Annotated in this window: 20 protein-coding genes; 13 read left to right on the top strand and 7 right to left on the bottom strand. The window is 32.4% G+C overall.

Going from position 1 to position 24,122, the window contains the following annotated elements:
• Window positions 1–71: 71 nt before the first annotated feature.
• The 4 genes from ompA to gltA all read right to left on the bottom strand — a co-directional run bounded on the left by ompA (window position 72) and on the right by gltA (window position 4,654).
• The gene (ompA, locus tag ACSYSW_RS00350; protein WP_491705235.1) at window positions 72–1,124 is read right to left on the bottom strand and encodes a porin OmpA; all 1,053 of its coding nucleotides are present in this window, start codon (window positions 1,122–1,124) and stop codon (window positions 72–74) included.
• A gap of 199 nt (window positions 1,125–1,323) precedes the next feature.
• Window positions 1,324–2,232, bottom strand: coding sequence for a recombination-associated protein RdgC (locus ACSYSW_RS00345; protein ID WP_491705236.1), 909 nt, complete (start codon window positions 2,230–2,232; stop codon window positions 1,324–1,326).
• 42 nt (window positions 2,233–2,274) lie between these two features.
• Window positions 2,275–3,024 (bottom strand): MipA/OmpV family protein, encoded by a 750-nt coding sequence (locus ACSYSW_RS00340; RefSeq protein WP_491705237.1) that lies wholly within the window; start codon window positions 3,022–3,024, stop codon window positions 2,275–2,277.
• A 346-nt stretch (window positions 3,025–3,370) separates the two neighbouring features.
• The gene (gene gltA, locus ACSYSW_RS00335) at window positions 3,371–4,654 is read right to left on the bottom strand and encodes a citrate synthase (protein ID WP_491705238.1); all 1,284 of its coding nucleotides are present in this window, start codon (window positions 4,652–4,654) and stop codon (window positions 3,371–3,373) included.
• Window positions 4,655–4,956: 302 nt separating this feature from the next.
• Between gltA and ACSYSW_RS00330 the strand changes: the two genes are divergently transcribed.
• The 5 genes from ACSYSW_RS00330 (at window position 4,957) to ACSYSW_RS00310 (ending at window position 11,389) form a co-directional block, all read left to right on the top strand.
• A complete protein-coding gene (locus ACSYSW_RS00330; RefSeq protein WP_491705239.1) occupies window positions 4,957–6,366 on the top strand; it encodes an aspartate aminotransferase family protein in 1,410 nt (469 codons plus the stop codon).
• Between the two features lie 152 nt (window positions 6,367–6,518).
• Window positions 6,519–7,568 carry a GNAT family N-acetyltransferase gene (locus ACSYSW_RS00325; protein ID WP_491705240.1) on the top strand — a complete coding sequence of 350 codons (1,050 nt, stop codon included), beginning with the start codon at window positions 6,519–6,521 and terminating at the stop codon, window positions 7,566–7,568.
• Window positions 7,565–8,443 (top strand): arginase family protein, encoded by an 879-nt coding sequence (locus tag ACSYSW_RS00320; protein WP_491705241.1) that lies wholly within the window; start codon window positions 7,565–7,567, stop codon window positions 8,441–8,443. Before ACSYSW_RS00325 ends, ACSYSW_RS00320 begins: the two co-directional genes overlap by 4 nt.
• A 648-nt stretch (window positions 8,444–9,091) precedes the next feature.
• Complete coding sequence (locus ACSYSW_RS00315; RefSeq protein ID WP_491706270.1) at window positions 9,092–10,378, top strand: hypothetical protein; 1,287 nt, start codon at window positions 9,092–9,094, stop codon at window positions 10,376–10,378.
• Between the two features lie 366 nt (window positions 10,379–10,744).
• Window positions 10,745–11,389 (top strand): TfoX/Sxy family DNA transformation protein, encoded by a 645-nt coding sequence (locus ACSYSW_RS00310; RefSeq protein WP_491705243.1) that lies wholly within the window; start codon window positions 10,745–10,747, stop codon window positions 11,387–11,389.
• A 56-nt stretch (window positions 11,390–11,445) separates the two neighbouring features.
• Here the strand turns inward: ACSYSW_RS00310 and rhlB are convergent, their stop codons facing one another.
• The gene (gene rhlB / locus ACSYSW_RS00305) at window positions 11,446–12,672 is read right to left on the bottom strand and encodes an ATP-dependent RNA helicase RhlB (RefSeq protein WP_491705244.1); all 1,227 of its coding nucleotides are present in this window, start codon (window positions 12,670–12,672) and stop codon (window positions 11,446–11,448) included.
• Between the two features lie 153 nt (window positions 12,673–12,825).
• Here rhlB and trxA point away from each other — a divergent pair, with 153 nt between their 5' ends.
• From trxA to nrdG, 5 genes are all read left to right on the top strand, one after another.
• Window positions 12,826–13,152, top strand: a complete 327-nt coding sequence (gene trxA / locus ACSYSW_RS00300; protein ID WP_491705245.1) for a thioredoxin TrxA — start codon at window positions 12,826–12,828, stop codon at window positions 13,150–13,152.
• Window positions 13,153–13,510: 358 nt separating this feature from the next.
• Complete coding sequence (gene rho / locus ACSYSW_RS00295; protein WP_491705246.1) at window positions 13,511–14,773, top strand: transcription termination factor Rho; 1,263 nt, start codon at window positions 13,511–13,513, stop codon at window positions 14,771–14,773.
• Between the two features lie 260 nt (window positions 14,774–15,033).
• A complete protein-coding gene (gene gnd, locus ACSYSW_RS00290) occupies window positions 15,034–16,443 on the top strand; it encodes an NADP-dependent phosphogluconate dehydrogenase (protein WP_491705247.1) in 1,410 nt (469 codons plus the stop codon).
• Between the two features lie 357 nt (window positions 16,444–16,800).
• Complete coding sequence (gene nrdD / locus ACSYSW_RS00285; RefSeq protein WP_491705248.1) at window positions 16,801–18,954, top strand: anaerobic ribonucleoside-triphosphate reductase; 2,154 nt, start codon at window positions 16,801–16,803, stop codon at window positions 18,952–18,954.
• Window positions 18,951–19,415 (top strand): anaerobic ribonucleoside-triphosphate reductase-activating protein, encoded by a 465-nt coding sequence (gene nrdG, locus ACSYSW_RS00280; RefSeq protein WP_491705249.1) that lies wholly within the window; start codon window positions 18,951–18,953, stop codon window positions 19,413–19,415. The genes nrdD and nrdG overlap by 4 nt, the downstream gene beginning before the upstream one ends.
• 63 nt (window positions 19,416–19,478) lie before the next feature.
• Here the strand turns inward: nrdG and can are convergent, their stop codons facing one another.
• Both can and ACSYSW_RS00270 read right to left on the bottom strand, forming a co-directional pair.
• Entirely contained in the window at window positions 19,479–20,147 is a 669-nt protein-coding gene (gene can, locus ACSYSW_RS00275; protein ID WP_491705250.1) for a carbonate dehydratase, read from the bottom strand.
• Window positions 20,148–20,158: 11 nt separating this feature from the next.
• Window positions 20,159–21,217, bottom strand: coding sequence for an FAD-binding protein (locus ACSYSW_RS00270; protein ID WP_491705251.1), 1,059 nt, complete (start codon window positions 21,215–21,217; stop codon window positions 20,159–20,161).
• A gap of 263 nt (window positions 21,218–21,480) precedes the next feature.
• On the opposite strand from ACSYSW_RS00270, the gene murA reads away from it, so the two are divergent.
• From murA to ACSYSW_RS00255, 3 genes are all read left to right on the top strand, one after another.
• Complete coding sequence (gene murA / locus ACSYSW_RS00265; protein WP_491705252.1) at window positions 21,481–22,734, top strand: UDP-N-acetylglucosamine 1-carboxyvinyltransferase; 1,254 nt, start codon at window positions 21,481–21,483, stop codon at window positions 22,732–22,734.
• Between the two features lie 307 nt (window positions 22,735–23,041).
• Window positions 23,042–23,701 carry a CsgG/HfaB family protein gene (locus tag ACSYSW_RS00260; protein ID WP_491705253.1) on the top strand — a complete coding sequence of 220 codons (660 nt, stop codon included), beginning with the start codon at window positions 23,042–23,044 and terminating at the stop codon, window positions 23,699–23,701.
• A gap of 57 nt (window positions 23,702–23,758) precedes the next feature.
• Complete coding sequence (locus ACSYSW_RS00255) at window positions 23,759–24,121, top strand: DUF4810 domain-containing protein (protein WP_491705254.1); 363 nt, start codon at window positions 23,759–23,761, stop codon at window positions 24,119–24,121.
• Window position 24,122: the final 1 nt, after the last annotated feature.

Below are 24,122 nucleotides of genomic sequence, written 5' to 3'. Positions count from 1 at the left end.
TATAAGATCATAAAAAAACCCAGAAAGATCTGGGTTTTTTATAATTGCCTTTTAAATTAAAAAAAGTTCAATTAATGAGTAGATTGGTTAATTTCCACTTCTTGAATTGTACGTGCTTTAACTTGAATTTCAACACGACGATCTGGTGCTAAACAAGCTTTTAAATCAGCGCCACGAAGAGCATTACATTTATCACCTGTTAAAGGTTCAGCTTTACCTGCACCACGAGCATTAATTAAGTTAGAAGGAACCCCTTTAGATACTAGGTAATTCATAACTGAATTAGCACGTTGTTCAGATAATTTTTGATTGTAAGCATCAGAGCCGATACGATCAGTATGGCCTACAACGATAATTGCGCTTTGAGTAGGATTGATTTGAATTAGAGAAGAGATTAATGCATCTAATGCTAGACGACCTTCTTCTTTTAAATCAGCTTTAGCATAAGGGAAAAGGACATTCTCATCTAAAACATAACGGTTTTCTTGAGTTGCAACTTCAATAGGTTGTGCCGTTTCATTTGAAACAGTACCTAAACGGTAAGTAATACCTAAAGAAAGAAGTCCATTATCTGTACGTGCTGGGCCGTCATTACCAATACGTTGAACATATTGATATTCTAAACGAGTACTAAAATCTTCATCGAAACGATAATCAAGACCTAAAGCATAAGTTGGAGAAACACCTGTATCAGTGCTGCTATGACCTGTAGCACCATCTTTCCATTTAGCGATACGAACAAATGCACCAGCACGCGCGTATACATCTAAATCATCAGAAATAAATGAAATTGGGTAAGACAATTTACCAGTGAATGAAACACCCTGAACTTCTGTTTTACTATCAGCGTGATCGTTATTTTTGTATTTAACAGGACCTAACCAGTCATATCCTAGTTCAGCTGCTAAATAAGGATTTGCTTGGAAGCCAACAAAGGCACCTGCACCAACGGTGTTATGTTTAACTTCGGTTGTGCCTGGAACTTTTTCATTGTGATTGTGGAAAAAGTTAGACCAACCGATTTTAGCACCTGTATAGAAAGTATTATTTTCGTAAGATGCATTAGCCATTGAGGCTGTTAAGCCAGATAAAGCGATAGCAAGAGCTAAAGTTGTTTTTTTCATTTTGTTGCCTCAACTTAATTGTTGTTTAAGACGTTGTATATTTTCCTTAAATTCAAGATTATCTTGCGTTTAAGAGTAGTGTTACTTGTTATTATTAATTATGTGACTAACATAATTTCTCAAATAGTATAACATAGTGAATATGCAAAGCTATCTTTTATTAATCTTTATGACAGATTTGTTAATTTTGCTAGAATATTTATTTCATTTTATTCATAGTTTTACAAAACTCATTAAGAGTGTTTGTTAACATTTTTGTCATTATTGTAAAGTCAGCTTCAAGGCGTTTTTCGTGCTCATCTGTACCAATATCTTCATTTTCATCTAAAATATTGGCATCAAATTTGATGCGTTTTAACGTAAAATCAGAATTAACAATGAAATGTAATCCTCGCTCATCAACAATTTTTAATTTAGTTATCCATTTTCCTGAATCGAGGTGAGTTTTCATTTCATCACTTAATAAGTCTTGATTTTTACAACGTATAATGCCGTTTCCCTCAAGAGGATCTTTAAATTCGGCTTCATCACCTAATTCTAATGGTAAGAAATTTAATTTCTCTTTTACCCATGTTGTCATGATTTGCTCAAATGCCTGTTCACTCGAGAGAGGTACGACGGCAAGTGCTCCTAATTCTTTACGCAAAACAGATAAAATGTCTTCCGCCTGCTTAAAGCTACTGCAATCAATAATGATACGTTTATTAATCGTATCAATCCAAAACCAATAATAACTATATTTACTAAAAGCACGAGGTAAAAGATCAAGCATGACTTCATCTTTTAACGTTGCTTTTTCGTTTTTACTTAATTTACGAGCAAGTGTATGTTCTTGTTTATTGATTTTTTCTTGTAATGCTTGTTTGATAACAGGATTCGGTATTATTTTTGTTTCTTTTTTAAAGCGTAAAAGTTGATGACCTTGCAGATCTATCAGTAAATTATCTTGATCTTTATCATGATAAGGAGAAACCCAACCTGATTTTTGCATATCGGAATGCGAGCAAGGGGTGAATAATTGTGCTTTTAGCGCGTTTATAATAGCATCTTTATTAAATAGCATATCGTTATTTAATTGATAAACAATAGCATTTTTAAACCAAAGCATAGTTGTTATTTTCCTAATAGAAGTAAAGGCAGATGATAAAAATTAGAATGAGTAAGCCATTCCCAGGTAAACCGATGTTACGATACTATTTTTGATCATCGGACTTTTAGCGACATCACCGGTCAATTTATCAATATGAATACCGCCTAATGTATTTATTGATTGTGTTAATGGATATTGAAAATTCATTTCAGCATAAGGGGTAAATGTGCCGTTGGCGTTATGATATTTTATGCCTGATCGAGCGGATTCTTTATGAGATACACCATAATAATAATTATTTAAATGACTATCAGCCCAGATGATACCTAGTTTAGGAACAATAATTAAATCTTGTTCGATAAAAGGAACACTATAATCAGCATTGACTATTAAACCATTGCTTTCATTTAAAATATCTTTTCCAAGTTTTGTTGAAAAGCTACCTATATTTGTATCGATAGAGTATTCTGCCTCAGCTAACACGCTAGCATGACGTTTTGATAGTTTTTTAAGTTGATGATTACTAGAATGATGTGGTTTAAATTCAAACGGCAAATAGCTTATGCCGAATGATAAACTTTGGTTCGTTTTATCGAATAGATAAACATGTGCGGATAAGTCATCAATAAAAAAGATGCCGTTATCATAATCAATATGCGGAAAAAGAGCGTAATTTGTATCATAACCTTTATAAGGCGAATCAGATGAGCTAACACCTAAACCAATTGAGGTAGGTTCTGCATATAAGTTTGCCGAATAACTACCTGTAAGTATTGCAATAAGAGTTAAGATGTAACCTAATTTTTTCATTAAATAATTCTCGTCAATTTGCTAAAGATAAAATCAATAACTAAGATATAAAGTACATAAATCATTATAACTAAATAATGTCTTTTTTATAGTCTAGCCTTCATTAAAATAATAACGACATAGATTATGCTGATTCGAATGTTTCGGCAAACAGATTCTTATTTTTGCATATCTTGATATTAATATTTTGATTAATCAATAAGTTAATTTTATCGGTTTCAGAATTATTATCCATATTCTTGTTATCTATAGTTAAGTCGTAACGTATTGACGTTGTTTTTTTACTTTTTAGCGATCATATATTATCGATAGAGATCGTAATTTTGGATCAAGATATAAATAATGATCATCGATTTTCAATTTCTTCATAACCTCGACGCTTTTCACCTGTGTATAATTGCCGTGGTCGCCCAATTTTTTGATGAGGATCATTAATCATTTCGTGCCAATGCGAAATCCAACCTACACTTCGCGCTAATGCAAATATGACTGTAAACATTGAAACTGGGATACCAATAGCACTTAAAACAATGCCAGAATAAAAATCAACATTAGGATATAATTTACGTTCAACAAAATAAGGATCTTCTAAAGCGATCTTTTCTAAAGCCATAGCAAGTTTAAATTTAGGGTTATCTATTAATCCTAATTCTCGTAAGACTTCATCGCAGGTTTCTTTCATTATTTTAGCTCGAGGATCAATATTTTTATAAACCCGATGGCCAAAGCCCATGAGTCGATAACGTTTTTCTTTTACTCCTTGTATGAAATCACCAACGCGAGATATATCACCAATTTCATCAAGCATTTTTAAAACGGCTTCATTTGCTCCGCCGTGAGCAGGTCCCCAAAGACATGCTATTCCGGCAGCGATGCATGCAAATGGATTAGCACCAGACGATCCTGCTAAGCGAACTGTTGACGTTGATGCATTTTGTTCATGATCGGCATGAAGTATAAAAATACGATCTAACGCACGTTCTAATACTGGGTTGATCACATATTCTTCGGTTGGTATTGCAAACATCATGTGTAAAAAGTTACCACTATAAGATAAATGATTACGCGGATAATTAAAGGGTAATCCTTTTGAATAACGATAACACATGGCAGCTAATGTTGGAATTTTAGCGATAATACGATATTCAGCAATTCGGCAATGATCAGGATTATTAATATCTAAACTGTCTTGATAAAAGGCGGATAATGCACCAATAACGCCTACCATCATCGCCATAGGATGTGCATCGCGGCGAAAACCTCGAAAAAACCAAGTCAATTGCTCATGTACCATATTGTGACGCAATACACCTAAATCAAATTGTTTTTTTTCAGTAGCATTAGGTAATTTTCCAAAAATCAACAAATAACACACTTCAAGATAATCGCTTTTTCGGGCTAACTGTTCAATCGGATAACCGCGATAAAATAATAATCCGTTTTCACCATCTATATAGGTAATTTTAGATTCACAAGCCGCCGTTAATGTTAATCCAGGATCAAAGGTAAAAGTTTGCGTTTTAGCAAATAATGGGCGTATATCAATAACATCATTGCCTAAATTTCCAGATAAAATAGGTAATTCAATCGATTCATGCCCCTCAATCGTTAAAATAGCTTTTTTAGACATTTTTTGCTCCTTTCTTAATATTATAGAATTTTATTTTTTTAAATATGTATCGTGATCTCATTATGATTAAGGTAGATGATAAATTATCGAATGAATTCTTTTAGCCATGGTGGAAATTGCCTCGATTTATTCAATTTTACTCGGTGATAGAAAATATTTTCCAATAGAAAATTCTTATAACAGGATTAAATTAATAAAATTAAACACTGTCACACAATCTATACAAGAAATGTACAGTCTTACAATTCGTTTTCTAGAATAATAGCGCTACTTTTCTAAATAAAAAATAAATGAGATTTAATATGAGTAAACCTACTTCAGACATGATTAACAGCCGTCCTGATGATGCTACATTATTAGCAGACGAAGCAAAATACTGTTCTTTTGGTGATACAGTGCATTATGTAGAGCCACCAAAAATATTTGATGGTTGCGAAGGCAGTTATATGTACGATAAAGAAGGTAAAGCCTTTTTGGATCTACAAATGTGGTATTCAGCATGTAACTTTGGTTATGCCAACGAACGTTTAAATAATGTACTTAAACATCAAATTGATACTTTACCGCAGTGTGCTAGCCAATATTTACACCCTACCAAAATTGAATTAGCAAAAACGATTGCAGAAGGTATGAAAGATCGTTTTGGTTACGAAGGACGAGTTCATTTTAATGTTGGTGGATCGCAATGTATTGAAGATTCTTTAAAAGTTGTACGTAATGCGACTAACGGTAAATCATTAATGTTTGCTTTCCAAGGCGGTTATCATGGTCGTACTTTAGGGGCGTCTTCTATTACCTCAAGTTATCGTTATCGTCGTCGATATGGTCACTTTGGCGATCGTGCGATGTTTGTTCCTTTCCCATATCCATTCCGTCGCCCTAAAGGCATGACAGCTGAAGAATATGGTGAGCATCTGGTGGATGAATTTGCGCGTTTATTCGAAACAGAATATCACGGCGTTTGGGATCCAAAAGTCGGTCAAGCAGAGTATGCTGCATTTTATGCTGAACCTTTACAAGCAACAGGTGGTTATATTGTTCCTCCGCGTAATTATTTTAAAGGGCTTAAGAAAGTTCTTGATCAGTATGGCATTTTATTAGTTGTCGATGAAATTCAAATGGGCTTTTATCGTACCGGCAAATTATGGTCGATTGAACATTTTGATGTTAAACCTGATGTTGTTGTTTTTGCAAAAGCATTAACTAATGGATTAAACCCGCTAGGAGGTTTATGGGCTCGTGAAGAACTCATCAATCCTCAAGTATTCCCTGTTGGTTCAACGCATTCAACCTTTGCCTCTAACCCGCTGGGTACAGCTGTTGGGCTTGAAGTATTAAAAATGACGTCAGAAACTGATTATGAATCGATGGTTATGGATAGCGGTGCCTACTTCCTTGAAGGATTAAAAACACTTGAAAAACGCCATAAAGAAATTGGTGAGGTTGATGGTTTAGGGTTAGCATTACGTGCCGAAATTTGTACTGAAGATGGCTTTACACCAAATAAAGCATTGGTTGATAAAATGGTTGATATTGGTATGTCAGGCGATCTTGATTGGAATGGGCAGAAAATGGGCTTAGTGCTGGATATCGGTGGTTATTATAAAAATGTCATTACCTTTGCGCCATCATTATTAATCTCGCGCCAAGAGATAGATCAAGGTATTGAATTACTTGATCAGCTTATCACTCGCGCTAAAAAAGAGCTTTAATTCTTGCTCTCAATCCCGATAATGCATTTATCGGGATTGATGATTTTTAATATATTCATTAATAGAAATGAATTAATAATTTGATTAAGTAAGAAAATTTACAGAGCAAACTTTTTTAAACTCAAACTAATCTATTAAGCTTTTAATTATTTATGAACTATTTCAATCAGATAGAGCCAGATGAATTAATTGAAGATTTCTTGCTTAATCCCCCACAAGATTTTTCGGTTGGTCAATGCAAGGATAATCTGCCATTTTTTACTGCTAAATTTGATCTCCTTACAACGGCTGATGATCGTTTTAAACATAAAATCCACAAGATTCCTTTTTATGGTCGATGGAGCCATTATTTAAAACCAAAGACCAGTTTTATTGGTACTACGGTTTCAGAGTATGCTTTATTACCTAAAATAGATGATGCACAATTATTGACAGATAATATTACAACTACTTTTTGTAAAAGCTACCCGTTTACTATTGTAAAAGATTTACCCGATTCATCGCCATTATTACCCGAAAAAGACAATGCTTTAAGTAATGAATTAAAAAATGCGTTAAAGAAGAATGGCTTTATCGAAGTTGAAGGGCAAGCATTAGCTTATGTGCCGATTAATTTTACTCATATAGACGAGGTATTTGCGCAATTTTCATATAGTCGTCGCAAAAACTTTAGGCGCAAATTGAAATCTAAACAGCATTTGACAGTCAATGTTATTGAAAGTGGTGATGAATGCTTTTTTAATGATTTGATATTAAATGAGTATTATAAACTTTATCTTAATGTGTATGAACAAAGTGAAATCCATTTTGATAAATTAAGTAAAGCTTTTTTTGTCCAATTATTACAAAGCAAGACTTCAAAAGCGCGGATTTTTACTTATCATCATCAAAATAAACTAGTTGGTTATAATATTTGTTTTATTAAAAATAACATGCTCATCGATAAATATATTGGACTTGTTTATCCACAAGCTCGAGAATTAAATCTTTATTATGTCAGCTGGTTTACCAATTTAGAATATGCGTTAAAGCATAATTTAACGCATTACATTGCTGGTTGGACAGATCCGGAGGTGAAAAGGCAATTAGGGGCAAAATTTACCTTTACTAAACACCTTGTCTATATTCGCAATCCAATATTAAGAGGGATCTTAAGAAAATTTATAAATCATTTTGAAAGTGATAAGGAGAAAATAATATGACAAATCCTTTGATACTTAATTTCGATCAAAGCATCGGATATATTGAAGATGCGACTATTTTAGAGCTAACAAAATGGCAAGATACCATTCGCTTTGGATCAACAATAAAACAATTTGATTCATTTAATCAATACTTACATAAAGAATTGCCCGAAAAGTACGGCACCGTTTTAATGGGCAGTGGTGATTATCATCATGTTTCATTATTATTGATTGAGCGATTAGCTAAACAGTATTCGGCAAAAAATCCTATTCAAGTTGTCATTTTTGATAACCATCCTGATAATATGCGTTATCCTTTTGGTATTCATTGTGGTTCGTGGGTAAGTCATGTTGCTCATTTACCGTTTGTGAGCCATGTTCATGTTTTGGGTATCACATCAAGCGATATTGGTCTCGGACATTTTATAGAAAACCGTTGGTCTCCTTTATTCCATCAAAAATTAACTTATTGGAGTTTAGGTGTGAAAGTTGATTGGGCTAAAAAATTGGGGCTAGGAAATGCGTATCGTTCTTTTGCATCACCGGATGATTTAATTACGAGTTTTTTAGCTGAACAGTACCATAATACTAAACCAATATATCTGTCAATTGATAAAGATGTTTTACATGAAAGTGTTGTGCATACTAATTGGGATCAAGGTCAATTACAAACTTACCATTTATTAGATACCATTTCAGCATTGAAATCTCAAATTATAGGTAGTGATATTACGGGTGATTTATCGATCTGGACAGCTAAAAGTTGGTTTAAACGTTTATTGTCCTCGCTTGATAAACAGCCGACTATTCCAAATCAAACATTAAAAGAGTGGCAACAAGAACAGTACCAATTAAATTTGACGTTATTGCAGGCGCTTGATGATAATCGCTAAATCATAAGGATTAAGATGGCTTATAAATTATTATATATCTTAGATTAGTTAAATTGATATTTTTTATTATTTAGTGATACACAATATTATCACTAAATATACCTTTTTTATCTTTAACTTATTTATCTATTTCATGTTTTTTTAGATATTTTTTTTGTAAAGTTTTACCTATTTTAATAATAAGAAATTTCATTTTTTTAGTAAAAAAATGTTTTCGATTAAATTATTCCAATAACTTTTTTGTTTTTTATTGGTTTTTTTAATTAATTGATTTATAAAAATATATTATCAATTTTTTGACTTTTTTTTGATCTTATACTGATAATTGACATAAGATCATTTTTGGATAAAATATCTTCTCTTAAAATTTCTTAACAAAAACTCAGTTTCTAAAAATAATTAGATTTATTATCCTTGCTCAGTATATTCAAAAAATCAGTTATTTTTGGTAAATTATATACATGAGATTGGTAATTTGTTTTATTAAGACTGACTTATACCATATTAAGATTTATTTATATAAATATTTCTAGAAATTAAAAATAATGTAATGAAAAGGTAATAGAAATGTGTCATAAAGTTTTTAAAATAAAATTTGTAATTATTCCTAAGATTGCTTTTATAGCATTAAGGATGTTATTTGCGAGCATGGGCTTTTATGCTTTGCAAGCACAAGCCTATTTATATGCAGCATCAGTAGGTCATATTGCGGGCACACCTCCTTATCTAACTTTTGATGATGGAAAGAGTCAAGCGACGAATATTGATTCACTATTAGATATTACATTGTCAGATGGACGGCATTATTCAAAATTAAATAATCCGTCTAGCCAAAATACCCCTTTAGAATTACCTGTTCCATTACAATCAATTGCTGATATTACTATGCCTATTCCACTTGATACGCCTTCTGATAATGGCGTAAGTCAACGTATGAATTTACAGCAACTTATTGCGGAAACTAATTCTTATTGGAAAGATAATGACGGTGATGAAGGCATTACGGTTAATGGTTCATTGAGTCTAATTATTCGTAATAGTGATAATACGCTTGTCGATCGGCAAGATGTATTAGATGGCTGTTATTCACCATATCAAGTTACCTTGTCTAGTACTACGGGTGAATTAATAACGAATTATGGGCTTCCAAGGAACGGTCAATTTGATAAGAGTGAAGTTATTTATTATATTAAGCCTAAAATTATAAAGCCTTATCCTTGTTGGGCTCAACCTAATTTGAATTATACAGGTGGTTCTGCGACATCTTGGAATCCTGCAAAAGGTTTTAATCCAATAAATATTAACGAACCCTCGTCTAACTTTCCATCAATCGGTTTTAATCAAGCTCATTTTAATGTGATCATTGCCGGTGGTTTAGGGAAAGATGTTGTTTATGATAAATCGCCAACAAATTCAAATATTAATATTACATTAACAGGTCATGATAATATAGCGGAAGTGTTATTAACGGGACCGAAAGATGGTTCAAGTGCTAGTGATTTATCATCTATTGTTCCAACTACATTTATCCTTTATTCGGATAATTCTAAACAAAATGTCCTTTATTCTTTTAAGATTACAACATGGTTTGTTGTTGATCCGAGAGGGGCTAATAATTATCAAACTGCTGTTGATTATTGCAATAATATTGGCTATCGTATTGCTGCAATTTCCGATATGACAAATGCGGATAAGGATGGATGGTCTACAGGTGTCCATATGAGCTATACTCGTGATATCGCGGGTGGCTTGTTTGCTGAATGGGGTGCAATAAGCAATAATTACTATTCAGGTAGTGATTTTCGAACGAAAAATTATTGGTCAAGCGAGCCGTATGATGAAGAATATCAACTTATGGTCAACGGCGTTGATGGGAGTGTTTGGAGCGTAATATCAAATGATACCGCTGCCAGTGCTGTGTGTGTGATGCCTTAATTAATACTGATCCTACGTAATTTATATCTTTATTCGGATATTTTACGTAGGGTATTATTTTTGTTATTAAAATAATATTATCCCTCTTAATATTCTTGATGTCATATTTTAAATCCTCTTTTAACGTAAAAATTTTGTCACTAATTTCAAATTTCAAGCTTGTAATTAAAAAATTAAATTGACCATTGGTTTGTCTAAAATCCAATGATATTGATTAACGACATTTTGATTTATGGAACCAAGATCGCAAATTTAATACGCTTTTCCAAAAAATTATTTAATAAACAACCGAGTTCATATAATTTAAATTCGATTTAATTATTTAAGTAATTTATTTATATAATTCTATAAGAGGAAAAGAAATACATGAATTCGTTAGAAAATTATCGTTTACATCCTGCTATTTCATCTTTTGATGATATTTCTATTAAAACTTTTTTTGGTGGATTTGGTGTTCTTTCAAAAGAAATAATGTTTGCTTGGATAAAGGGTAGTGATTTTTATGTAAGAGGTCATGCTTTTTATCGTTCTTTTTTTATTGAATTAAATATGACACCTTTAAATTTTTCGTTTGGTATGGCAAATAAATTATGGGATTACTATAAATTGACTGATAGTTTAATGAACGATAAAGAACAGTTATCTAATATTATGAAAATGGTTTATGAATGTGCTAGTTATGATAAAGCTAAAAAGCAGCAAATTAAAAAATTAAGAATAAGTGAATTACCTAATATGACATTATCTTTAGAAAAATTGCTTTTTACTGTTGGGATAAAAGATAGATTGATGTTTCAAGAAATTGGTTACTTAGATGCTTACCACCGTGTAAAAAATAATAATAAAAATATCTCAATTAATATTTTATTTATTTTTTATAGTTCATTAAACAATCTTCATATTGGTTTTTTATCGGACAATATAAAAAATGAGTTGAAACTTGCTTATGAAAGATTTGTTAAAGATAAAAATAATGGAAAGAATATGGATTTAGATTTTAATAATCATTAATTTTTGTATTTTTAAGTCATTAATTACCCATCTCATGCGATGGGTAATTAGATTGATTAAAATGCTCGTTTACGAGGGGCGCGTTTAACAGCCTTTGGGATCGGTAAATCAGTCAATAATGATGCTGGATCGTATTGTGTAACAGGAATGGCATGACCAATGGCTTGTTCTATCGCTGGTAAGTTTTGCGAATAACGTTCACAGGCAAGTGAAATTGAATATCCTTCAGCCCCTGCACGTCCTGTACGACCAATTCGATGCCTATAATCATCGCAATCATCTGGTAAATCATAATTAAATACATGTGTGACATTGTCTATATGTAAGCCACGTGCAGCAACATCTGTTGCCACAAGAATATCTAATTCACCTTTAGTGAATTGCTTTAAAATAGCAAGGCGCTTTTTCTGTACAATATCACCTGTTAATAAACCAACACGATGTTTATCGGCACTTAAATGACGCCATATTTTTTCACAAGCAATTTTAGTGTTAGCAAAGATAATGGAACGTTCGGGCCATTCTTCTTCTATTAATGTCTGTAATAAGGCAAGTTTATCTTCGTTGGATGGGAAAAAAAGTTCTTCTTTTATTCGATGTCCAATTTTTTGTTCTGGTTCAATTTCAATATATTTAGGATCATTCATATGTTCAAATGCAAGTTCGCGAACATTATGATTTAAGGTTGCTGAAAATAACATGGTTAAACGTTGTTTTGGTGGTGTTATATGTCTGAATATCCAACGTATATCACGAATAAATCCTAAATCAAACATGCGATCTGCTTCGTCTAAAACGACAACTTGCAAAGATTCCAAATTAATATAATTTTGTTTAGCATAATCAATTAATCGACCAGTAGTTGCAATTAATATATCAACCCCTTCTGATAGCATTTTTAATTGCTTATCATATCCATCTCCACCAAAAGCTAAGCCAAGTTTTAAGCCAGTTTCTGTTGCTAACATTTCAGCATCTTGATAAATTTGCATAACAAGTTCACGCGTTGGTGCAATGATAATTGCGCGTGGTTGATTAATTTTATGATCAGGTAATGGATCGTTATTTAATAAATAATTAAATGTGGATGCCAAAAATGCCATAGTTTTACCCGTTCCTGTTTGTCCTTGTCCTGCAATATCTTGCCCTTTTGTTGATAAAGGGAATGTTTGCTCTTGAATAGGGGTGCAATAAACAAAGCCTTTTTTATCAAGTGCTTTAATAATTAAGGGATGAAACGGAAACTCGTTAAACTTAGTTTGGGTAAGGTAGGATTGAATCATGTTATATTTAGTTTAAATAGAAATATGGCTAAATTATAACATATCTCATGAACAGTCATCACTAATAATTATTTTCTATTGTAATTATTACTAGATCACTTATGTAAAATAATCTAAGATGAAAAAACGATAATTTATATTTTGGAGTACAAAATGAGTAAAAATATTGTATTACTTTCTGAAGACAATTTTGATAAAACAATCAATGAGTCAAGTAAACCTATTCTAGTTGATTTTTGGGCTGAATGGTGTGGTCCTTGCAAAATGGTTGGTCCTATTTTAGAAGAAATCGCTCCTGAATATAGTGATAAAATTACTATTGCTAAATTAAATGTTGAAGAAAATCCGAATATAGCACCTAAATTCGGTATTCGTGGTATTCCGACGCTTTTAATTTTTAAAAATGGTCAAGTAATTGCAACTCAAGTTGGTGCTTTATCAAAAACACAATTAAAGAGTTTTATAGATGCTAATCTTTAGTTTATTTATCTTTTAACTCATTGCTCATTAATAATTAAAATTAGTGAGCAATGCGATGTCGTTTTTGATTTTAATTTTTTGAGTTTTTCTGTTTTCGCACTTTATGAGTATAGACTTTGGATTGGATTTGGTGTACATTGCTAGACTCTTACAGCGATTCCTCTCGACTATTCATTGATTTTCTTAAAATGATGACGGTTCTATATAGATTTTGATGAAGCTTATCATGGATTTTTAATAATACTAGAATTTATATATAATCAGAGAGTAACCTAACCTAACTGAACTAATTAATAAATGAAAATAATGTGCACTATTTACAAGCATATCAATTCACCCTCAAGAATCTTTTAATATTATGAATTTAACTGAATTAAAAAACACACCTGTGTCTGAACTCGTAACGCTTGGTGAAAAATCAATGGGTTTAGAAAATCTCGCTCGTCTTCGTAAACAAGATATTATCTTTGCTATTTTAAAACAACATGCAAAAAGCGGAGAAGATATTTTTGGTGATGGTGTTCTTGAAATACTACAAGATGGCTTTGGTTTTTTACGTTCTGCCGATAGTTCTTATTTAGCAGGTCCAGATGATATTTATGTTTCACCTAGCCAAATTAGGCGTTTCAATCTAAGAACCGGTGATACTATTGCAGGTAAAATTCGCCCACCAAAAGAAGGTGAACGTTACTTTGCGTTATTAAAAGTTAATGAAGTTAATCATGATAAACCTGAAGATGCGCGTAATAAAATCTTATTCGAGAATCTTACTCCTTTGCATCCAAATTCAAGATTACGCATGGAACGTGGTAATGGTTCAACCGAAGATTTAACTGCTCGCGTTCTTGATTTAGCATCACCAATTGGTAAAGGTCAGCGTGGTCTAATCGTTGCACCTCCTAAAGCTGGTAAAACCATGCTTTTACAAAATATTGCTCAAAGTCTAGCCGTTAATCATCCAGAATGTGAATTAGTTGTACTTATGATTGATGAACGTCCGGAAGAAGTGACCGAAATGCAACGTTTAGTTAAAGGCGAAGTCGTTGCATCGACATTTGATGAACCCGCAGCAAGACATGTACAAGTAGCTGAAATGGTTATTGAACGAGCTAAGCGTTTAGTTGAGCATAAAAAAGACGTCATTATTTTATTGGATTCAATTACCCGTTTAGCGAGAGCTTATAATACGGTTGTTCCTTCATCGGGTAAAGTTTTAACAGGTGGTGTTGATGCTAATGCTTTACATCGTCCAAAACGGTTTTTTGGTGCTGCTCGTAATGTTGAGGAAGGTGGTAGTTTGACTATCATTGCAACTGCATTAATTGATACAGGCTCAAAAATGGACGAAGTGATTTATGAGGAATTCAAAGGAACAGGTAATATGGAAGTCCATTTATCACGCAAAATTGCTGAGCGTCGTGTATTCCCTGCCATTGATTTTAACCGTTCTGGTACACGTAAAGAAGATCTCATGACCTCGCCAGATGAATTACAAAAAATGTGGATTTTACGTAAGATTCTTAACCCAATGGGTGAAATTGATGCAATGGAATTTTTAATTGATAAGCTTGCCATGACAAAAACTAATGACGAGTTTTTTGAAATGATGAAACGTTCTTAATCGTTTTTAAAAATAGGAACTTTATTCAATGAAAAGCCGTGTTATTAATTGATGCGGCTTTTTTATAGATTATTTTTATACGACGGGATGCATTTTCTATTATATACTTATTTATTAATAACGCATTTTGTTAATAATACTCAAATATAATGGAATTATCATGTATTTTGACAATTCATTTTATTTATATATATAAGATAAAGTCAGTGTTAATAAAACTGGCTATTTAGTTTTAAAAGATTAATTTAAGGAGCCTAATAATGTCTAAACAACAAATTGGTGTGATTGGAATGGCGGTAATGGGTCGAAATTTAGCGCTTAATATTGAAAGTCGTGGTTTTTCGATTGCTATTTATAATCGTTCTAAAGATAAAACAGAAGAAGTTATAGCAGAAAATCCAGGTAAACATTTAGTTCCTTATTATAATATTCAAGATTTTGTTAATGGGCTCGAAAAACCACGTAAAATTTTAATTATGGTTCAAGCAGGTAAAGGTACCGATGCGGTTATTAACGAGTTAGTTCCTCTGTTAGATAAAGGCGATATTATTATTGATGGTGGCAATGCCTTTTTTGAAGATACTATTCGTCGTAACGAAATGTTATCAAATGATGGTTTTAATTTTATTGGTGCAGGTGTTTCTGGTGGGGAAGAAGGTGCATTAAAAGGCCCTTCAATTATGCCAGGTGGACAAAAAGAAGCTTATGAGCTTGTTGCGCCTATTTTAGAACAAATTGCCGCTAAAGTAGATGGTGAGCCTTGCGTGACTTATATCGGTCCAAATGGAGCTGGGCATTATGTAAAAATGGCTCACAATGGTATCGAATATGGGGATATGCAGCTTATTGCTGAGAGTTATTCTGTTTTAAAGCATGTCGTTGGACTATCTAACGATGAAATTGCTAATGTGTTTACTGAGTGGAATAAAGGCGAGTTAGACAGCTATCTTATCGAAATTACTGCCGATATCTTTAAGCATAAAGATGAATCGGGTAAATATTTGGTTGATGTTATTTTAGATGCGGCCGGCAATAAAGGAACTGGAAAATGGACAAGCCAAAGTGCTTTAGATTTAGGTGAACCTTTATCACTTATTACCGAATCAGTGTTTGCAAGATATTTATCTGCAATTAAAGATCAACGTGTTGCGGCTTCTAAAATATTAAAAGGGCCTAAACCTGTTGCATTTACTGGCGATAAGTTAGCGTTAATTGAAAAAGTCCGCCAAGCATTATATATGGGTAAAATTATTTCGTATGCACAAGGATTTGCTCAATTAAAAGCAGCCTCAGACTTATATCATTGGAATTTAAATTTTGGCGAAATTGCTAAAATCTTTAGGGCAGGTTGTATAATTCGAGCACAATTTTTACAACGTATTACGGATGCTTATCAAGAAAATAATCATATTGATAATTTATTATTAGCACCTTATTTCTCAAAAACGGTTGATAATTATCAACAATCATTACGCGATGTTGTTTCTTTGGCTATCCAACAAGGGATCCCTGTACCAACTTTTTCAGCTGCAATTGCTTATTATGATAGTTATCGTTCAGCTGTTTTACCGGCAAATTTAATCCAAGCTCAGCGAGATTATTTTGGTGCGCATACTTATAAGCGTATCGATAAAGAGGGAACTTTCCACACTGATTGGATGAAAAAGTAATTTATTTTTGCTGTAATAAGTTTAGACGCCACTTTGAGTGGCGTTTTTTATTTTTTAGTATCAATAATTATGAAGAGTTCGATTTATTATTGATAGCATTTCTTTGCATGTATTTTTTTCATTTCTTTTTTTAAATTTTGAAACAGTCTTTTGCTTAATTTATTCATTTAATCATTATGATTATGACATTAAATATTATTGAAAAATTTTTTTAAAAAACTAGAAAATCACAACATATGGTTTATAATTTAAAAACAAACACAATATATAGTGTTTGTGCGATATCATTAATATTTTTTTAAAATCATGATAAGTTTTGTCTGTGCTGTTAATCATTTAGAGCTGAGGAATATAGGTATGCCAATTGTAGTAAAACGAGATGGGTATAAAACACAATTCGATGAAAGTCGAATCGAAGCCGCCATTACCAAAGCGGCGCAAGCTGTTCAGGTGGATGATATTGAATATAGCCAAGAAATTGCTAAAGCCGTGACAAAACAAGTTGCTGAGTTTGATGTGGTAGATATTGACCAAATCCAAAAAGCGGTTGAAGATAAATTGATGTCAGGTCCTTATAAAAATCTTGCTAGAGCCTATATCGAATATCGTCATGATAGAGATAAAGCTCGTGAACAACGTAGTCGTTTAACACAAGATATAAAAGGATTAATTGAACAAAATAATTTTGCTATTTTGAATGAAAATGCAAATAAAGATAGTAAAGTTATTCCAACTCAGCGAGATTTATTAGCGGGTATCGTTGCTAAGCATTATGCTAAACATTATTTATTACCGAAAGATATTTCAGATGCTCATGAACGTGGTGAAATACATTATCATGATTTAGATTATGCCCCTTTTTTCCCAATGTTTAATTGTATGTTAATTGATTTAGACGGTATGTTAACGAATGGGTTTAAAATGGGGAATGCAGAAATCGAATCACCAAAATCGATTGCGACAGCAACAGCTGTTACCGCACAAATTATAGCTCAAGTTGCTAGTCATATTTATGGTGGCACTACAATCAATCGAATTGATGAAGTTTTAGCTAAATATGTCACTTTAAGCTATCAAAAACATAAAAAAGTGGCTGAAGAATGGCAGATAGCTAATCCTTGTGCTTATGCAGAAAGTCGAACCAAAAAAGAATGTTACGATGCATTTCAATCGCTGGAATATGAAGTTAATACATTACATACTGCTAATGGACAAACACCTTTTGTTACATTTGGATTTGGTTTAGGGACAAGTTTTGAGTCTCGTTTAATACAAGAATCCATTTTAAACATTCGTGTGCAGGGGTTAGGTCGACATCATAAAACAGCAGTATTTCCTAAACTTGTCTTTGCTATTAAAGATGGTGTTAATTATAAACAGGGAGATATTAATTATGATATCAAACAATTAGCTTTAGAATGTGCGAGTAAGCGAATGTATCCTGATATTTTAAATTATGACAAGCTTGTTGAAGTCACAGGCTCTTTTAAAACGCCAATGGGTTGTCGCAGCTTTTTAAGTGTTTATGAAGAAGATGGTGTACAAATTCACGAAGGGCGCAATAATTTAGGCGTAATTAGTATAAATCTACCGCGTATTGCCATTGAAGCAAAAGGCGATGAAAAAAAGTTTTGGCAATTATTAGATGAGCGCTTACTTATCAGTAAAAAAGCTCTAATGACACGAATAGAGCATCTAGAGACTGTCAAAGCACGAGTTGCACCTATTTTGTATATGGAAGGTGCATGTGGAGTAAGATTAAATGCTGATGATAATATTAGTGAAATTTTTAAAAATGGGCGAGCAACGATTTCTCTCGGATTTATTGGTATTCATGAAACTTTAAATGCTCTATATGGAAATCAAACTCATCCATTTGATAATCATCATCTTAACCAAAAAGGTATTGAAATTGTTGCCTATTTGCGTGTCGCTGTCGACCGTTGGAAACAAGAAACAGGTTATGCTTTTAGTTTATATAGTACACCAAGTGAAAATTTATGTGATCGTTTTTGTCGATTAGATCAAGCGCAATTTGGTAATATTTTAGGCGTTACAGATAAAGGTTACTATACGAATAGTTTTCATTTAGATGTTGAAAAGAAAGTTAATCCTTATCAAAAATTAGAATTTGAAAAAGATTATCCTCCATTAGCGAGTGGTGGTTTTATTTGTTATGGTGAATATCCAAATATGATTAATAATCTTAAAGCATTAGAAGATGTTTGGGATTATAGTTATAACAAAGTTCCTTATTATGGCACAAATACACCAATAGACGAATGTTATGCGTGTGGTTATAAAGGTGAATTTTTATGTACATCGAAAGGATTTGTTTGCCCAAGTTGCGATAATCATGAAACCGAGAAGGTTTCAGTGATAAGACGTGTTTGTGGCTATTTAGGTAGTCCTGATGCAAGACCATTTAATGCAGGTAAACAAGAGGAAGTTAAACGTCGTATTAAACATCTTCAAAATGGAAAAATTGATGATCCAGAGGATTTAGTATGAATTATCATCGTTATTATTCGGTTGATGTGGTTAATGGTGAAGGGACAAGATGTACATTATTTGTAGCGGGTTGTGTTCATCAATGTCGAGGTTGTTATAATAAATCAACATGGGCATTAGATTCTGGGCGGGCTTTTACGCAAGAATTGGAAGATAAGATCATTGCTGATTTACAAGCAAATGATATCAAAAGGCAAGGATTATCCCTTTCAGGTGGGGATCCTTTGCACCCGCAAAATATTAATGGCATCTTAAAATTAGCTAAACGTGTTAAAAATGAATGTATTGGTAAAGATATTTGGTTATGGACGGGGTATAAATTATCGGAATTGAATGAATTACAGCAATCTGTCATTCCTTTTATTGATGTGCTTATTGATGGAAAATTTATACAAGAGCTTGCAGATAGAACATTACTTTGGCGCGGTAGTAGTAACCAAGTTATCTATCGATTTAATTGATATTTTAAAATTAATTAATTGGATAAATTAGTAAGTAATTCAATTAATCCATTGTTCAATGGATTAATTATTTTCATAAATTTCATGTTGATTTAATAATGTTGATATGGCTTCGCGATAACTAATTTCGTGTGTTTCCCGACTCGAAGAAGAAATATGCAAATCGGATATTTTACCGTTATCGATTCCATATACCCAGCCATGTAAATTAACTTTTTGACCACGTTGCCAGGCTGATTGAATTATGGTTGAATGTCCTAAGTTATATACTTGTTCAATTACATTTATTTCACATAAAATATCCATACGTTTATGAGATGGAAATTTACCAATGATTGAACTATATCTAAACCATAAATCACGGATATGTAATAACCAATTATTAATTAAACCTAAATCAGGATTTTCTATTGCGGCGCGAATACCGCCACAATCCAAATGACCGCAGATAATAATATCTTCGACTTTTAGTACATCAATGGCATATTGAACGACAGAAAGACAATTTAAATCGGTATGAATAACAAGATTGGCAACATTACGGTGAACAAATAATTCACCTGGCTCTAATTTTGTTAATTTTTCTGCGGGAACTCGACTATCAGAACAACCTATCCATAAATATTTAGGATTTTGTGATATCGCTAATTGTTTGAAAAAATCAGGGTCATCTTTTTTTATTTTTTCGGACCATTCATGATTAGATCGAATGAGATCTTGAATATCTGCCATAACCTTTCTCTTTATTCTATTTTTATATGCGATATACCACTACGCATAATCAATTTACGCCAAAATGGAGTTGTTAAAAATTTAGCTTTTAAAATTTTACCATATAATTTTAATCGTAACGGTATCGTTTTTTGATAATATTTTTTATTAGGTTTGGAGTGATGACTATTTAGAATTTTACTTAAAATCTCAGCACTATCTAAAGCATAACTAATGCCTTCGAGTGAGCTTGCACTAATAAAACCAGCCGCTTCACCAATGAGAAAGATATTCTCATTACCAGTATAAAAATCCCCAAATCGATGAGGATAAATCACCCTACATTTTTCGGTTTTAATCAATTCACCAAAAATAAATCCTTGGTTAGATAATTTTGTTTTCAATGCTTCAAAACGCTGAATAGCATCTTTTTTAGGAAAGGCACCGCCAACTATAAAATGATTATTTTTAGAAATACTCCAAGCATAACAATTTGTCATTTTATTATCAAAAATACATGAATAAAATGGTACTGGATGCTGTTCTTTGAACCATTGTTGGATAGCAATATATTGTGTAATTTTATGGTTCGGATAGCGTAAACGGCGGATAAGAGAGCTAGCGCCATCAGCACCTATAACATAACGTGCAGTCACTTTATGTTGTTGCTGATTATCATCTAAATAACTGATTTGATAACCGTCAATTGTTCGACCAATGTCTTGACATAAGGTATTATGCAACACGGTAACATGTGATGGAATCAAAGATTTTAACCATAAATCAAATTTATGCCGGTCGAAATTTACGTAATGTTTATAATAATTGCGAATTAATTTACTGGCGAGATCATATACTTTTACGCTGAAAACTTGTGGATCGGTCAGTATATTTGTAGGCATATTTAATTTTAAACGCACAAAGGCTTTTTGTGCATCTTTAGCCAAAAGACCACCGCAAGGTTTATAAAATCCGCCAGGCTCTGATTGATGTTTTTTATCTAATGCAATAATTTTGAAAGAAGGGTCAAGTAAACGTGCTAAGGTACTTCCAGCAGGACCTAAGCCGATAATTGCAATATCATAATCCATTTTTAAATCATATTTATTATAATCACTTTGATGCTTTCTAGTTTATCAAATTAAATAAATAACTGCTATGTATGAATATAATTGAATAAAAACAACGTAAAATTTATGCTTATTACCTTCAAAATAAGATATTGATACAAATTTAATAAAATAATTTTAAAAAATAAACTAACATTGTCATTATTTTATTTAGCAAAATTGATTTATCAATCCGCAAATAACTTTTATAATGCTTACTAATTTTTTTTATCTAAGAGTTGTTAATGGAAAAGTTTCAAGTTGTCGGTCCAAAAACTATTACAGGTGACGTGATTATTTCGGGTGCTAAAAACGCCGCATTGCCGATTTTGTTTGCGACTATTTTATCGCAAGGTTTAGTTGAAATACATAATGTTCCTCAATTAAAAGATATTGATACCTCATTAGCATTACTTCAGCGATTAGGTGTTAAATATGAACGTAATGGCGCTATTTTTATTGATGCTAGTCAAATCAATAATTATTGTGCTCCATATGAATTAGTTAAAACGATGCGTGCATCGATATGGGCTTTAGGTCCTCTAGTTGCTCGTTTTGGACAAGGGCAAGTGTCGCTTCCTGGTGGATGTGCTATCGGCGATAGACCGGTTGATTTACATATTGCAGGGTTAGAAAAACTTGGTGCAACGATTACGCTTGATGGCGGTTACGTCAAAGCCTCCGTTGATGGGCGCCTTAAAGGTGCGCATATTGTGATGGATAAAATTAGTGTCGGGGCAACAGTTACCATTATGTCCGCAGCTACATTGGCAACGGGTACAACAATTATTGAAAATGCTGCTTGTGAACCTGAAATTATTGATACCGCAAAATTCTTAAATACACTTGGCGCCAAAATTTCAGGAGCAGGTACCGATCGCATTACGATTGAAGGGGTAGAAAAATTAAATGGCGGTGTTCATGAAATTGTCGCAGATCGAATTGAAACGGGCACTTTTTTAGTCGCGGCGGCCGTTTCTAGAGGAAAAATTACTTGTCGAAATACGAACCCGCATTTATTAGATGCTGTGCTTGCAAAATTAAGCGAAGCCGGCGCTGATATAACAATTGGTGAGGATTGGATTACGTTAGATATGAAAGGTAAACGACCTAAAGCTGTGAATGTCTATACAGCTCCACATCCTGGATTCCCAACGGATATGCAAGCACAATTTTCTTTACTTAATATTATTGCTGAAGGCACAGGTATTATTAAAGAGACAATTTTTGAAAATCGGTTTATGCATATTCCTGAATTAGTTCGCATGGGCGCCCATGCCGAAATTGAAGGAAATACTTTAATTACGAATGGTGTTGAAAAATTAGGTGGCACTCAAGTTATCGCGACTGATTTAAGAGCATCGGCAAGTTTAGTCTTAGCGGGCTGTATTGCCGAAGGAACAACAGTAATTGATCGTATTTACCATATTGACCGTGGTTACGAAGAAATAGAAGCCAAGCTTAATAAATTAGGTGCGAATATTAAAAGAATCAGTTAATTAACTGATTCTTTTAACTTATTTTTTAATTTTCTTATATCAAAGAAGCATTAATCTCAATTAAGCTTTATTTTTCTTTTAAATATCCAATGAGTTATTAATTAACCCTCGTATCAAAATCTCGCATTATGTGATGTTTATTTCTTAAATAATAGTAGCTATTTTAGTCTTTATACCTTATAGTGTGTATCGATTTAAAAAAAGATATATATTTTCGTTTATTCAAAATGTTTAACCTTAAAATTTAATTATTTTAATTAGGTCATATTTTATTTATAAAAACTTTTATAAGGCTTAGGGATCTCAAATGAAAAAATCTTTCTTAGTTATTAGTGCATTATTATGTTCTACTTCTTTACTTTTTGGGTGTGCAACAGAATCATCACATAGTATTGATGTAAAAGAAACAGCGGTTAAAGTTCATCAAACTCAAGGAGACAAAATCCCAGTTGCTATCGGTAAATTTGATAATCGTTCCAATTTTTTAAATGGGATTTTTTCTGATGGTGTTGATCGTTTAGGAAATCAATCTAAAACATTATTAATCAGTGATTTACAACAGTCTAATTATTTTAATGTTTTAGATAGAACAAATTTAACTGAAATTAGTCAAGAAGCCAATTTTTCAAAACAAACACAATCTATTAAAGGCGCTAAATATATCATAACCGGTGATATTACTGAATTTGGACGAAAAGAAGTAGGTGATCATCAGTTATGGGGGATTTTGGGTAAAGGTAAACAGCAAATTGCATATGCCAAAATTACACTTAATATGATAAATGTCAAAACGTCTGAAGTTGTTTATTCAAGTCAAGGTGCTGGTGAATATAAATTATCGAATCGAGATATCCTTGGTTTTGGTGGAACTGCAAGTTATGATTCAACGTTAAATGGTAAAGTATTAGATTTAGCATTAAGAGATGCTGTTAATAATCTTATTGATAAATTAGAAAATAATCATTAAACAATAATGACTTAATTTAACAAGTTAATTATTCATCAAAGAAAGGAATATTTCTCAATGAACGGTAAATTTATTTTTTCGTTTTCCCTATTAATTTCATGTCTTATTTTAATGACGGGATGTTCTTCATCTAAAAAAACAATTTATTATTGGGGTGATTACCAAACTCAATTATATAACTATTACCAAAGCGATAAAGTTTCACAACAACAACAAATTGAATTCCTTGAACAAACGCTCATAAAAGCAAATGGTTCAGATAAACCTGTTCCACCAGGTTTCCATGCTCATCTTGCAATGCTTTATATAAATAAAGGATCAATGGATAAAGCAAAGGAACAGCTAGCCTTAGAAAAACAAAAATTTCCAGAATCAGAAGAATTTGTTGATTTTATGAATAAAAAAATTCAAGGAAAATAAA

The organism is Gilliamella sp. ESL1225 (assembly GCF_058502635.1).
The sequence above is the reverse complement of the archived record's forward strand: the minus strand, read 5'-3'. Positions and strand labels throughout refer to the sequence as shown.